Genomic DNA, 13,545 nt, shown 5'->3' with positions numbered 1-13,545 from the left:
AGGCGACGGCGACCGGAGCGTCGGAGCGGGTGGCGGCGTCAGGCGACGGCGGCGCGCTCGCGCGTGTCCGCGAACGCCCGCGGGTACGCCCGGCGCAGCGCCACCACGATCAGCGTGGCCGCGGCGACCTTGATCAGATCGCCGGGGAGGAACGCGAGGGCCGACAGCGCGGTGAGGTCGAGCGGCACTCCCGTGACGAGGGCCTGCACGGGGATGCCGAACGCGTACACCACGAGCACCCCGCCGATGAGTGCGGAGAGCGCGACCCGCCACCACGCCGGGCGACCGGTGCGCAGGAGGAGCCCGATCACGACGACGCCCGCGATCCAGCCGAGCATGTACCCCGCGGTCGGCCCCACGAACACGCCGACGCCGCCGCGTCCGCCCGCGAGCACCGGCAGGCCGATCGCGGCGAGCGCGAGCACGACCAGGATCGACAGCGGGGCGACGCGCGGCCCGAGGACGAGTCCGGCGAGCATCACGCCGAGGGTCTGCGCGGTGATCGGCACCCCGCCGGGCAGCGGCACGACGACCGTGCCGAGCACGATGATGAGGGCGGCGAAGACGGCGATGCGGCCGAGCGTCGCACCGGTGTCGCGGGAGGTGGGGGTCATCGGGTGTCCTTCCTGAACGGTGTTCACCTGAACACCGTTCAACAGAGTAGGGAGGCCGATGCCCTCCGCGCAAATCACTCCGCGTCGGGAACGAGCACGACCTTCCCGCGCTGACGGCGATGCTGGATGGCGTCGTGCGCGGCGGCGGCATCGGTCAACCGGAACACGTCGGCGGGCGGGTCGACCCGCCCGTCGGCCACGGCCGCGAGGGCCGCCGTCTCGAGCGCCCGGAGGTCGGCGATGGCCCCGCCCAGCGGCACGGTCACGGTGAGCGAGTTCTGCACGATGTCGTCGCCGTCGACACGGAGGAGTTCGCCGCTCGACCATCCGATGATCACGACGCGGGAGCCGCGCCCGAGCGACTCGAGCGCCGCGCGTCCCGTCGGACCCCCGACCCCGTCCAGCAGGACCGTCGGCACCGCGCCGTCCAGGAGGCCGGTCAGACGATCCGGCCACGCGTCGTCGGTCGCATCGAGCGGCAGCAGGCGCGCGGCCGAGTGCTCGACCCGACGCCCGAGCTGCGCCACCACCGCGCGCTTCGCCTCGCCACCGTAGAGCGCGACCACGGTCGCCCCGACCGAGAGCGCGAGCTGCGCGACCTGGCTGCCCAGTCCGCCCGAGGCACCGGTGACCAGGACCACGTCGTCCGCGCCGATCTGCGCCGCCTGCCACACGAGCTGCGCCGTGCGCCCGCTGCCGATCGCCGCGACCGCCTGCGGGAACGGCACGTGCGCGGGCACCGGGTGGAGCGCAGCAGCCGCCGCGAGGGCGAACTGCGCATACCCGCCGCTGCGGAAGCCGACGTGCGCGACCACCCGCGCGCCGAGAAGGTCGGCGTCGACGCCCGCACCCACCGCATCGACGATCCCCGCGACCTCGCGCCCCGGGGTCATCGGCAGCACGGGGCGCGGCATCGACGGGGGCGCCGCGTCGCGCCGGATATCGAGGTCGACCGCGTGCACGCCTGCCGCCGCGACGCGGATGCGCACCTCGCCCTCGCCGGGCTCCGGTACCGGCACCCGTTCGATCCGCAGCACGTCGGACTCGCCGAACTCGCGCTGCACGATCGCCGCCATCGTCGCCACCGGCGCCGCGCCGTCTCCACCCCGCCGAGCGGCCGTCGTCTCCACACCCGTCACGTTCCCGCCCCTCACATCCGTGCCCGTCGTGCCCGTACCCGTCATGTCTGCACTCCTCCCGCTTCCGCCTGCCATCGCTTCTCCCGCTCTCCCCGATCCCGCGCTTCCCGGATCCGCCGTGCGGAGGATCCGGGTCGCCAGATCACGCGCGCGCCTCCGTGCTGGCACCCCCGGCGCGAACCCTCGGCGCGAGCACGGCGGCCGCCAGCGCGAGCAGCGCCGCCAGCGCGAACACACCGAGGAAGGGATCGGCGGCGGCCAGCGCGAGGAAGACCATGCTCGTCACCGCGAGGGCCAGCGCGCTGCCGAACGAGTCGGCCACCGTCATCGCACCGCTGTTGAACCCCTGCGTCTCCGGGGTCGACAGGGCGAGGGTGAGCGCGCTCGACCGCGGACTCATCAGGCCCATCCCCGCCCCCGCCACCACCCAGGCGGCCGCGATCAGCACCGCGTCCGCCTCGAACGCGGTGATCGCGACCGTCAGCAGGATCCCTCCGAGCACGAGAGCCGTCCCGAGGCGCACCGCGGTCACGCTCGACAGCCGCATGCCCATCCGCCCCTGCACGGTCGCGGCGAGCGACCATGCGAGGGCGCCGCCGGTGAGTGCGAGCCCGGCGACCGTCGGCGTCAGGGCGTAGCGGTCGGTGAGCAGATACGGCAGATAGATCTGCGCACCGAAGAACGCGGCAGCGGCGAGACCGCGCACCAGGATCACCGACGGCAGGCCGCGCACGGCCCGCAAGGTGCCGCGCGGGACCAGCGGTCGCACGGCGATGAGCGCCACGACGACCGCGACGACGGCCAGCGCCGGGCCGACGCCGGGCACGTCGCCCACCAGGTTCAGGGCGAGCACCGCGACCGCCGCCAGCACCGACCAGCCGAGCCGGGCGACCGCCCACGGCGTCGCCGCGTCACCCTCGTTCGACAGCCCCCGCAGCGCCGGCACGATCATCAGCAGCGCGACGAGCACCAGCACGACGACGCCGAGGAAGACCCAGTGCCAGCTCCACAGCTCGGTCACCGCGCCCGCGATCGTGGGACCGATCAGCGAGGGGATCACCCACGCGGCGGCGAACCCGGCGAAGATCGCGGGGTGCAGCGCCTGCGGGTAGACCCGGGCGACCACCACGTACAGCGCCACCATGAGCCCGCCGCTGCCCAGGCCCTGCGCGAACCGGCCCGCGACCAGCACCTCCATGCTCGGCGCGAGTCCCGCGATCAGGAGGCCGACCACGAACAGCACGATCGAGGAGTACAGCGGGGCGACCGGACCGCGTCGATCCGCCCAGTTGCCCGCCGCGACCATGCCGATCACGCTCGTGGCGAGCGGTCCGGCGAAGGCGAGCGCATACAGCCGCTCGCCGTCGAGGTCGGCGCTCACGGCGGGCATCACCGTCGTCACCGCCAGCGACTCGAACGCGCCGAGGAACACCAGGGCGCACGCGCCGATCGTGATCCACACGTACTCGCCGCCGAGGATGCGGGGGGTGGGTGGCGTGGGTGGCGTGGACGGCGCGGCGCGCCCGGTCTCGGTGGTCATGAGGTCGACCGTAGAACCTCAAGTTTCCTTGAGGTCAAGCGGATGACGCGCATCCGCGACGCATCGGCTCAGCGCAGCGGGAGGATGCTCGTGGGCGCCGGGGCCTGCGCCTCATGCCGCACGCCGAGCGGCGCACCCGTGCGCTCGTCGAGGTCGAGCAGCGTCACCGTGTCGGAGCGCTGCCCGGCGACGAGCAGCTTGCCCTGATACACGAGGTGATGGCGCGGCCAGTCGACTCCGGAATCGGCGAGCGCCACCGGCTCCAGCGCCTCCCCACTGCCGCGCACACGCAGCGCCGCGATCGTGTTGCTGCCGCGCAGCGCCGTGTACAGGAACTGCCCGTCGCGCGTGCGGGCGAGCTCGGCGGGGAAGTCACTGCCGACCTGCGCCACCGGGCTCGCGGTCGTCGCCGACACCACGCTCCAGGTGCCGTCGGCCGCCGCCGCCAGGGTGAACACCTCGCACGAGTACTCCGTGACCACGTGCAGGTGCCCGCTCGGATGCACGACCATATGACGCGGTCCCGTGCCCTGCGGCAGCACGACCTCCTGGTCGAGCGTCAGCCCGCTGCCGGTCAACCGCCAGAACCGCACCAGGTCGAAACCGAGATCGGTCGTGACCACGCGGCCGTCGGGCAGGAACGCGGCCGAGTGCGCGTGCGAGGCGCGGTCCGGTCCGCCGTAGGGGTCGGTCGCGGCCACACCGTCGCCCGCGGGGGTCGCGGGGGCGGCGTCGGGGTCGCCCTCGCCGAACAGCGCCGCGCGCAGTGCCGCCGCCGCATCCTCCTTCGCCGGCACGAGCCGTCCGTCCGCCGCGATGCCGAACCGCACCACGCGTCCGTCGCCGTAGCAGCTCGCGATGAGGGTCTGCCCGTTCGGAGACACCGCGACGTGGCACACGCCGTCGCCCGTCGCCACCGGATCACCCAGGGGCGCGAGGGCCGTGTCACCCGTGCGCGCGAACGCCTGCACGGCCGCATCACCCTCCAGCGCCGCGTACACCACGTCGAGACCCGGGTGCTGCGCGAGCCACGACGGCGACGGGGTCGCCGTCACCGCCCCGCGATACGCGAGAGTGCTCGCCTCGCGACCCTCGTCGCCCGCGAGCACGCCGATGCCCTCGGCGGAGCCGTCCATCGCGGGGCCGTAGCCGCCGAGCCAGAAGCGCGTCACGGTCGCCTCCCCTCGATCAGTCGAGCAGATCGTGGCGCACGATCACCTGGTCGCGCTCGGGGCCCACGCCGATCACCGAGATGCGCGTGTTGCTCATCTGCTCCAGCGCCAGCACGTAGTCCTGCGCCGTCTGCGGCAGGTCCTCGAAGGTGCGCGCGGTCGAGATGTCCTCGCTCCAGCCGGGGAAGTACTCCAGGATCGGCTTCGCGTGGTGGAAGTCGGTCTGGTTCACCGGAACCTCGTCGAAGCGCTCCCCGTCGACGTCGTAGGCGACGCACACCGGGATCTGCTCGAGCCCGGTGAGGATGTCGAGCTTGGTCAGCACGAGGTCGGTGATGCCGTTGATGCGCGTGGCGTAGCGGGTGATCGGCGCGTCGTACCAGCCGACGCGGCGCGGCCGCCCGGTCGTGGTGCCGAACTCGAAGCCCTGCTTGCGCAGCCACTCGCCCTGCTCGTCGAACAGCTCGGTCGGGAACGGGCCGGAGCCCACGCGCGTCGTGTACGCCTTGACGATGCCGACGATGCGGTCGAGCGCACCGGGACCGACACCGGAACCCGTCGAGGCCCCACCGGCCGTGGCCGACGACGACGTGACGAACGGGTAGGTGCCGTGGTCGATGTCGAGCATGGTGGCCTGGCCGCCCTCGAACACCACGACCTCGCCGCGGTTCAGGGCCTGGTCGATGAGGTAGCCGGTGTCGGCGACCATCGGGCGCAGCCGCTCGGCGTACGACAGCAGGTCGTCGACGATCTCGTCGCACGTGACGGCGCGGCGGTTGAAGACCTTCACCAGCAGGTGGTTCTTCTGGTCGAGCGCACCCTCCACCTTCTGGCGCAGGATGTTCTCGTCGAACAGGTCCTGCACCCGGATGCCGACGCGGTTGATCTTGTCGGCGTACGCGGGACCGATGCCGCGGCCCGTCGTGCCGATGTTGCGCTTGCCGAGGAAGCGCTCGGTGACCTTGTCGAGCGTGCGGTGATACTGCGTGATGATGTGCGCGTTCGCGCTGACCTTGAGGCGCGACACGTCGATGCCGCGGGCCGACAGGGCCTCGAGCTCCGAGAACAGCACCTCCAGGTCGATGACCACGCCGTTGCCGATGACCGGGGTGACCCCGGGCGACAGGATGCCGGAGGGCAGCAGGTGCAGCGCGTACTTCTCGTCGCCGACGACCACGGTGTGCCCGGCGTTGTTGCCGCCGTTGAACTTCACCACCCAGTCGGTGCGCTCACCGAGAAGATCGGTGGCCTTGCCCTTTCCTTCGTCGCCCCACTGCACGCCGACGATCACGATTCCTGGCATGGGTTCTCCCCTGCTTTCGCCGGGTTTGCACCGGCCGATGAGCTGGCCCTCTTCGGGCGTCCCCATCCTATCGGGCGGCCTCCGACACCCCTCCGGCGGTGGATGCGGCTGAGGGCGGCGTCACTCGACCTCACGACGGAAGCGCGCGAAGCACTCGATCGCGCTGTCGCGGCCATCCTCGCCGTCGAGGTCCGCGATGTCCTCGATCCGGGCGGTCATCGATCTGGCGAGATCGCGGATCCCCGACCCGTCGTTCTCGAACAGGGGCCCTCGCGCGGACAGCGACGACTGCGCGTCGACCAGCGACGACTCGCCCCGCTCGAGCCGCTGCATCGCGTGCGTCATCTCCGCGAGGACCGAGCGGTTGTAGTCCGACAGCATGGCTGGCCTTTCGGTGGGGATGGACGCTCAGCGCGTCCGTACGAGGCGGTTCGACGAGCGGAGCCGCTCCGGCATCACACGCGCCGTCGCCGTCGCCAGCCTGCGATCGTCGGGGTCGCCGAGAAGGGGCACGAAATCCTCGGGAAGCCAGGAATCCCGGTCCTCCGAAGGTTCCGGAGCCGGCGACGTGCGGGAGATGTGGAGGAGGCCGTTGGCGGACTCACGCAACTCGCCGTCGACGAGATGCGGGCGCACGAGTTCGGCGTAGTCGGGAGCGAACCAGCTCAACCAGGGCGCCTCGACGGGGAGCCCGGTCCACTCGCCCCACTTCGCGCCCGCCACCGGCGGCTGGTATCTCGACGGCCGCACGTCCGCGCACGCGTAGAAGCTGCCGCAGCGCGCGGCCAGGTCAACGAAGAACGCCTCGACGGCCGCGGCCGGACGTGGCTTCACCAGTGTCGTCGCGTCGAGCACCAGCCCGAGACGCTGGCGCTCCCCGATCTGCTGATGCGACCACTCCTCGAGGTACCCGTACTCCAGCGGCTTGCGTCCGGCGATCCGCATCCGGTCCGTGGCGCACTCCTCCCGGTAGAACCGGTCGAACCCCGCTGCGCCTTCCTTCGCGAACTTCAGCGTCGGCGACCAGTGGCCGAACGCCCGGGGCAGCGCCCGCGGGAACAACTCCTCGGCCGCCGCGACGTAGTGCGCGGCGAAGTCGGCACTGTGCTCGTCGATGACGCGGAACCACTCCAGGTGCAGGAACAGCTCAGGCTCCGCGGGACGTGCGGCGGGCGGGGGCGGATCCTCGGTCTGCGCGTCGACCACCACGCCGTCGACCCGTGTGGCCAGCCGCGCCGCGAACGCGAGGGCGAGGGCCGTGTTGGCCTCGACCTCCTCGTCGTACGCCACGGAGATGCTGTAGTGCACGCGTCGCCCGGCGAGGTCGGCCCGCCCCTCCGGCATCTCCGCGCGATCCCGGCGGCTCGGTCCGTCGACGAGGAAGCAGTGGGAGCCCCCCTGCGCGCGCACCACCGCCGAGATCCCCGCGGGTTCCGCGGTCACGTCGGCATGGAGCGCGGCGTCCTCCGTGATCACGGAGACCAGGTCACGCGGTCGCAGCGAGCGCTTCCCGTAAACCTCAACGTCGTACGACACCGTGCATCCCCTCCCGTGCGGGTCTCCCCATCCTGACGTACCCCCGTGCCGTCGCCGGAGCCGGGGGCGTCAGTGCCACCCCTCGGAGACCACTGTCGTCATCGGGTGCCGCCCTCACGCAGGGGGATGTCGGTGCGTGCGCCGGCTGCGACGCGGACGAAGCGGTCGATGCCCTCCGGATGCGCGTCACTGACGTTCAGCAGTGCATGGAACGGGGTCGGCGGCCGAGCGTGGACCGCAGGACCGTCCACCGGCTCCGACCAGGATTCACCTGCGAAGTGCAGCGTCCGCAAGAACGCTTCCAGGTCGAGCGGATCGTCGACCAGCACCTCTTCCGCGCGCTCGACGACGAGGACGTAGGCACTCGCCGGCAGCCATTCGTCCAGGGAGCGGAGGCAATCGCTCAGCGCCGGCCAGTTCTCGCCGAAGCCGTCGAAGAACTGGAGAGCGGCACCGAACTCGTTCATGAGTCCTTCGTAGGACCGCATCTTCCATCCGCGCAGGGTGCGCACGCACACGTCGTCCCGTCCTGGCTCCGCGTAGAACCACGAGGGGATCCATTTCTCGCGATCTGGCTCGCCGTGACCGACGTACACCCACGGGCCGCCCGTCGTCCAGAGGAAGTCCCGCGCGGTCGACGACGGACCTGCACCCGATTGTTCGAGCGTCATCGGCGTCCCTCCCCCGGCCGCGCGCCCGCCCTGGCTTGCACGTCGCGCGCCCGCGCATAGTGCGCCTCGATGCGCAGGGCCTGGGGCGAGCCCGCCGCGGGATAGCGCAGAGACGCCGGCATGACGGCGGCCGCCCTGCGGCATCGCTCGTCGACGGCGGGGTCGAACACTCCCCGGTAGTCGGCGGGAATCCAGGGGTCGCCGCTCAGTGCGCGCAACTCCTCCGCCTCGGCGGGGTGTTCGGTCCAGCGCAGCAGGGTTCCCCGCGCCGTGGCCGTCGTTCGCGCGGGGTCGAGGTGCGGCGCGACGAGCTCGGCGTACTCCGGCCCGAACCAGGTCAGCCACTGCGGGTCGGTCGGCAGCCCGCTCCACGGGTCGTCGAGCTTCACGTCCATGGACGGCTGCGCGGTCCCGTATCGGCTCGTGCTGAGCTCGGCGAAAGCGAAGAAGGATCCGGTGCGTTCGGCGAGGGCGACCACGAACGACTCGAGGGCGCCGAGAGCCTTGAGCTTCACGAGCCGATCGAGCTCGAACTTCAGCCCGATCGTCTGCGTGCGCCGGCTCAGGTCGTTGGTCCAGCCGTCGATGGTCCCGTGCTCGATCGGCTTGCCGGCCAGGATGAGGGTGCCGATGTAGCAGGACTCGCGGTACATCGTGTCGAACAGGGCGTCGTCGTCGCGGGGGAACCGCCCCTGGAATGGTTCGTGCGTGCCGAAACGCGAGGGTACCCCCGGCCGGAAGAACTCGCGAGCGGTGCGGAGATAGATCGCGGCGAGGTCCTGGTCATTCCGGTCGTCGAGCAGGCGATACCAGCGGAGGTGCAGGAAGCGCGGGCGCGGGGGCTCGGGTTCCGGCGCGGGCTCTGGTTCGCGCGGCTCGACGGTCTGCGAGTCGATCACCGTGCCGTCGATGCGCTCCGCCAGCCGCGCCGCGAAAGCCGTCGCCGCCGCCAGATCGCGCTCGTCGACACGGAACGAGAACCCTCCGTCGGACTGCACGGCATACGGCACGTGGATGCTGTAGAGCACCGTGGAGCCGGCCGCCTCCGTCCACTCCTCCGGGATGTCCTCCGGCTCCAGCAGATTGGGCCCGTCGAGCTCGAACGCCGCCGCACGGCCGCGCTTGTGCACGATGGAGGAGATCGTCTGCGCGCGCCGGTCGACCGTGGCCTTCAGCCCCCGCACCGACGACACCACCTTCGCGAGTTCCTTCGCCGTCAGCGAGACCTTTCCGTACACCTCGAGGTCGTACGACATCGAGCCACCCCCTCCGCATCGTCTGCCCCATCCTGTCGTACGCAACGGACACCGGGTGGCGGTGGGCAGGATTCCGTGCCGCTACAGTGTGCGACGGAGGTCGGTATGACACGGTGGTGGCCCTACGCGCGGCTCGCGGCATCGGCTCTCGCCGTGGCGGCCATCGTCGCCCAGCTCCTGCGCACGCTGGAGATCGCGCGCGACGCCGACACCGCGTGGGGCGGCCACCTCCCCACCGTGATCGCGAACTTCTTCAGCTTCTTCACGATCGAGTCGAACGTGCTCGCGGCGGTCGCCCTCGCCGCCGGGGCCGTGTGGGCGCTGCGCCACCGCGACACGACCGACCCCGAGCCGCGCTGGCTCGCGGTCCTGCTGATGTGCGCGAGCAGCTACATGATCGTGACCGGCGTCGTCTACAACACCCTCCTGCGCGGCATCGCCCTGCCGCAGGGTGCCACGGTCGCGTGGTCGAACGAGGTGCTGCACGTGGTGATCCCCCTGCTGATGCTGCTCGACGTGCTGGTCGCCCCGCGTCGACGCGCACTGCGGTGGAGCGCCGTCGCGGTCGCGGCGGTCTTCCCGATCGTCTGGGTCGTGTACACCCTGGTGCGCGCGAACCTCGTGGTCTCCCCGGGGACGGGCGAGCACTGGTGGTACCCCTACCCGTTCCTCAACCCGCACCAGCCGGGCGGCTACGGGACCGTGGCGCTGTATGTGCTGCTGATCGCCGCGATCATCCTCGCCACCGCCGCACTGGTCGTGTGGGTCGGCCGCCGACGGGGTGTCGTCCGCGCGCAGTGACGGCGCGGTCAGTCGAGCGCGCGTCCGCTGCGCGCGGCGGCCACGGCCAGCTGACGATCGAACGTCGCGAGACGGCACCCGTGATGCACGGCCGTGGCGAGCACACACGTGTCCGGCATCGTCAACCGGTGCTCGGCGCGCAACCGTGCAAGAGCCAGCGGCTCGTCAGGGCCGAGGGCCGCGACCTCGACGCCGATCTCTTTCAGGTCGTCCCAGGCCTGAGCCTCGCGACCGACCCTGGCCGGCCCGACCAGCACTTCGGCGAGCGTGAGCGGATGCACCAGGTACGGCGGCGGTGTGCGCTCGAGCATCTCCAGTGCCGCCCGGTGGTGCGCGTCGCGGTCGTCGAGCAGACCGATGAGCACACCCGCGTCGACGACGATCACTCGTCCCAGCCTTCGCGGACGCGCTCCAGGTAATCGTCGCCGTAGACACCCGAGTACCGACCGGCGAGAGAACGGAGTCGCTGCGCCCGCCGGGCATCACCCTCATCCGCGTGCTCTTCGACCGCGCGGGCGCCCTCTTCGAGAAGGAGGAGGATCAGGGCACTGTCGCGCTCCTCCTCCGGCCACCGCCGTCGTGCCACGTCAAGGGCGCGGGCGACCTGCGGCGTGTGCGTGATGTTGGTCCGCGGGTGCTTGGTCGGCATGCGTCAAGTGTAACACCAGCAGTCTGCGGTGTAACACCGACGTCGACGAAAGCGGACATCACCCGGGTGATCGCCCGCCGCTGATCTTGTGGAGCGCGTGACCCGGTGTCACGCTACCCCTGTCGCCACCGAACCGTTGGGTGCAGCGGACGGTGGCGTCGGGCTCCGCCCTTTACCCCGCCAAGGACGGCACCCGACGAGGTGCTCTCGCGCCGCCCAGGGGGCTGATCGTCGCGAGAGCACCCCGACGAATCCGATCAGGCGGGCAGCAACGCCTCGCGCTCGTCGTCGTCCGCCGCCGGGTCGCCGGTGAGCAGCGCCGCGCCACGGGCATCCGGGTCCACGTCGAGGTAGCGGTCGAGCGAGTCGTCGAGCTCCTCCAGCCAGGGCGTGTGATGCACGGCGGCGAGGGTGCCCGTCATGACCGAGGCGTACACGCGGTCGCGGTACCCCATGATGTCCGCCTTCTTGTCGCGCTTCCACGCCAGGAAGATCTCGACGACGCGGTCGAGGTCGAACGCCGGATAGTCGGTGCACTCCAGGAGGTCACGGATGTAGTCCGCCTGGAAGCGGATCTCGGTCGCCGCCGAGTCGATCCGGTCGAAGCGCTCCCGCCACTGCGCGATCGAGGCCGCCCGCTCCGCCTCGTCGGGGAGCTCGATGCGACCGAGGATCACGTCGCGCACGAACCACGCCTGCGCGTCGAACATGTTGAACGTGAACCACTGGTCCTGCGCGCCCAGGTACGCCAGCCGCGGGTTCTGCTGCCACAGCACACCGCGGTAGAGCCCGTCCGGGTAGACGTTGTTGGGCGACGACAGTGCGAGGTCGCCCGGGAGGAAGGGGTACCGGTGCAGGTAGCCGGTGCAGAGGATCACCGCATCCACGCGCATGGAGGTGCCGTCGGCGAAGTGCGCCACGCTGCCGTCGAACCGTTGCACGACCGGACGCTCCTCGAAGCCCTCCGGCCAGTCGTACCCCATGGGCGCGGAGCGGTAGCTGGCGGTGACGGAGCGGGCGCCCATCTTGAACGCCTGGCTGCCGATGTCCTCCGCGGAGTAGCTCGACCCGATCACGAGCACGTCGCGGCCGGCCAGCGCTTCGGCACCGCGGAAGTCGTGCGCGTGCGAGATCGATCCGGGGAAGGTCTCGATGCCGTCGACGTGCGGCACGTTCGGGAAGGAGAAGTGCCCGCTGGCCACCACCACGCGGTCGAACTCCTCCGTGGTCGTCGCTCCGGTGGGCAGGTGCTCGCTGGTGAGCGTGAACACCTCGCGCTCCTCGTCGAACTCCACCCAGCGCACGGCGGTCTGGAAGCGGATCAGGTCGCGCACCCGCGTCTTCGCGAGGCGTCCGGCGATGTAGTCCCACAGCACGGGGCGCGGCGGATACGACGAGATCGGACGGCCGAAGTGCTCGTCGAAGGTGTAGTCGGCGAACTCCAGCGCCTCCTTCGGGCCGTTCGACCACAGGTTGCGGTACATGCTGGAGTGCACGGGCTCGCCGAACTCGTCCAGTCCGGTGCGCCAGGTGTAGTTCCACTGGCCGCCCCAGTCGGCCTGCTTCTCGAAGCAGACCAGGTCGGGGATGTCCGCCCCCGCACGGGCCGCGGACTCGAAGGCCCGCAGCTGTGCCATCCCCGAGGGGCCGGCACCGATGATCGCTACTCGTTCACTGTTCGTCACGTATGGTCCTCACACTCGTCGTCATGTATCGGGCGCAGCCGTATCCGGGTGAGGAGGACAGTCCTTCTCCGGGGGGAGCGGAACGCTCGACCTGCCCGGACAGTGGCTGCTCTTCGACGTTAGCAGTGCCCCACCGGCGGCCTGGCGGGAAAGCGACGACGGCTGTCGCTCCCGAGGATCGCCCGCTGTCGGAGGCCGGTGGGAGGATCGGACGGTGCCGCACACCCCCACGCCAGAGCCCACGGTCGAGCAGCGCGCGCCCGGCCGCCGTCAGGGCGTGCTCGTCCTCCTCGCCGCCGTGGTCACGGTGGTGCTCTGGGCCTCGGCGTTCATCGGCATCCGCGGAGCGGGCCCGCACTACGACCCCGGTGCGCTCGCGCTGCTGCGCATGGCCGTCGGCACGCTCGCGCTGACGGTGATCGCGCTCCGCCACGGCATCCGCCTCCCCGACCGGCGGCAGTGGCTGCTCATCGTGCTGTGGGGCGTCGGATGGTTCTGCGTGTACAACCTGGCCCTGAACAGCGCGGAGCGCACGCTCGACGCGGGGACGGCGGCGATGGTGGTCAATCTGGCTCCGCTCATGGTGGTGGTGTTCAGCGGACTGTTCCTGCGGGAGGGCTTCCCTCGCCCGCTGATCATCGGCGCACCCATCGCGTTCCTCGGCGTGGTGCTGATCGGCATGAACTCCACGAGCAGCACCGGTCCGGACATCACCGGGCTCCTGCTCGCTCTGCTGGCCGCGGTCATGTACGCCGGATGCACGCTGCTGCAGAAGCACCTGCTGAGCGGGGGTGCCGACGCGACCACGCTCACGTGGCTCGGCGCGGCCGCGGGCACGATCGCCCTGCTGCCGTGGATCGGTCCGCTCGTGGCCGACGTGCAGTCCGCGCCCCTCGACGCGACCCTGTGGGTGGTGTACCTGGGCGTGTTCCCCACGGCGATCGCGTTCACCACCTGGGCGTACGTGCTGCAGCGCAGTACCGCGGGCAAGACCTCCGCCACGACCTACGTCGTCCCGGCGCTCGCGATCCTGATGTCGTGGATGATCCTGGGCGAGGTGCCGACGCCGCTCATGTTCGTCGGTGGCGCCCTGTGCCTGCTCGGGGTGCTCATCACGCGCCTGCGCTGGCGCCGCGCCCGCTGATCCGCGGGTTCCCCGAGGCCGACGCCGCCCTGTTC

Annotated in this window: 14 protein-coding genes; 2 read left to right on the top strand and 12 right to left on the bottom strand. The window is 71.4% G+C overall.

The features are described 5' to 3' along the window. Positions 1–38: 38 nt before the first annotated feature. From KZC56_RS05840 to KZC56_RS05800, 9 genes are all read right to left on the bottom strand, one after another. Complete coding sequence (locus tag KZC56_RS05840) at positions 39–614, bottom strand: biotin transporter BioY (protein WP_247638078.1); 576 nt, start codon at positions 612–614, stop codon at positions 39–41. Positions 615–688: 74 nt separating this feature from the next. Next, positions 689–1,798, bottom strand: a complete 1,110-nt coding sequence (locus tag KZC56_RS05835; protein ID WP_247638077.1) for an SDR family NAD(P)-dependent oxidoreductase — start codon at positions 1,796–1,798, stop codon at positions 689–691. A gap of 97 nt (positions 1,799–1,895) precedes the next feature. Then, a complete protein-coding gene (locus KZC56_RS05830) occupies positions 1,896–3,293 on the bottom strand; it encodes an MFS transporter (protein WP_136037449.1) in 1,398 nt (465 codons plus the stop codon). A gap of 68 nt (positions 3,294–3,361) precedes the next feature. Further along, the gene (locus tag KZC56_RS05825; RefSeq protein ID WP_247638076.1) at positions 3,362–4,465 is read right to left on the bottom strand and encodes a lactonase family protein; all 1,104 of its coding nucleotides are present in this window, start codon (positions 4,463–4,465) and stop codon (positions 3,362–3,364) included. A gap of 16 nt (positions 4,466–4,481) precedes the next feature. Continuing rightward, positions 4,482–5,768, bottom strand: coding sequence for an adenylosuccinate synthase (locus KZC56_RS05820; RefSeq protein WP_136030841.1), 1,287 nt, complete (start codon positions 5,766–5,768; stop codon positions 4,482–4,484). 120 nt (positions 5,769–5,888) lie between these two features. Beyond that, the gene (locus tag KZC56_RS05815; protein WP_136030839.1) at positions 5,889–6,149 is read right to left on the bottom strand and encodes a hypothetical protein; all 261 of its coding nucleotides are present in this window, start codon (positions 6,147–6,149) and stop codon (positions 5,889–5,891) included. A 27-nt stretch (positions 6,150–6,176) separates the two neighbouring features. After that, positions 6,177–7,304 carry a hypothetical protein gene (locus KZC56_RS05810; protein ID WP_136030837.1) on the bottom strand — a complete coding sequence of 376 codons (1,128 nt, stop codon included), beginning with the start codon at positions 7,302–7,304 and terminating at the stop codon, positions 6,177–6,179. A 98-nt stretch (positions 7,305–7,402) separates the two neighbouring features. Beyond that, complete coding sequence (locus KZC56_RS05805) at positions 7,403–7,816, bottom strand: barstar family protein (protein ID WP_247638075.1); 414 nt, start codon at positions 7,814–7,816, stop codon at positions 7,403–7,405. 155 nt (positions 7,817–7,971) lie between these two features. After that, complete coding sequence (locus tag KZC56_RS05800) at positions 7,972–9,231, bottom strand: hypothetical protein (protein ID WP_247638074.1); 1,260 nt, start codon at positions 9,229–9,231, stop codon at positions 7,972–7,974. A 105-nt stretch (positions 9,232–9,336) separates the two neighbouring features. Here KZC56_RS05800 and KZC56_RS05795 point away from each other — a divergent pair, with 105 nt between their 5' ends. Further along, the gene (locus tag KZC56_RS05795; RefSeq protein ID WP_136030835.1) at positions 9,337–10,032 is read left to right on the top strand and encodes a Pr6Pr family membrane protein; all 696 of its coding nucleotides are present in this window, start codon (positions 9,337–9,339) and stop codon (positions 10,030–10,032) included. 8 nt (positions 10,033–10,040) lie between these two features. Here KZC56_RS05795 and KZC56_RS05790 read toward each other — a convergent pair whose 3' ends face one another. The 3 genes from KZC56_RS05790 to KZC56_RS05780 all read right to left on the bottom strand — a co-directional run bounded on the left by KZC56_RS05790 (position 10,041) and on the right by KZC56_RS05780 (position 12,366). Next, a complete protein-coding gene (locus tag KZC56_RS05790; RefSeq protein WP_247638073.1) occupies positions 10,041–10,418 on the bottom strand; it encodes a type II toxin-antitoxin system VapC family toxin in 378 nt (125 codons plus the stop codon). Next, positions 10,415–10,681, bottom strand: coding sequence for a hypothetical protein (locus tag KZC56_RS05785; protein WP_136045860.1), 267 nt, complete (start codon positions 10,679–10,681; stop codon positions 10,415–10,417). Before KZC56_RS05785 ends, KZC56_RS05790 begins: the two co-directional genes overlap by 4 nt. Before the next feature lie 257 nt (positions 10,682–10,938). Beyond that, entirely contained in the window at positions 10,939–12,366 is a 1,428-nt protein-coding gene (locus tag KZC56_RS05780) for a trimethylamine monooxygenase (RefSeq protein WP_308194337.1), read from the bottom strand. Positions 12,367–12,580: 214 nt separating this feature from the next. Here KZC56_RS05780 and KZC56_RS05775 point away from each other — a divergent pair, with 214 nt between their 5' ends. Next, entirely contained in the window at positions 12,581–13,510 is a 930-nt protein-coding gene (locus tag KZC56_RS05775; RefSeq protein ID WP_247638072.1) for a DMT family transporter, read from the top strand. Positions 13,511–13,545 lie beyond the last annotated feature (35 nt).

It is taken from the genome of Microbacterium sufflavum (assembly GCF_023091155.1).
Classification (GTDB): Bacteria; Actinomycetota; Actinomycetes; order Actinomycetales; family Microbacteriaceae; genus Microbacterium; species Microbacterium sufflavum.
This window is presented reverse-complemented; position numbering and strand designations above follow the sequence as displayed.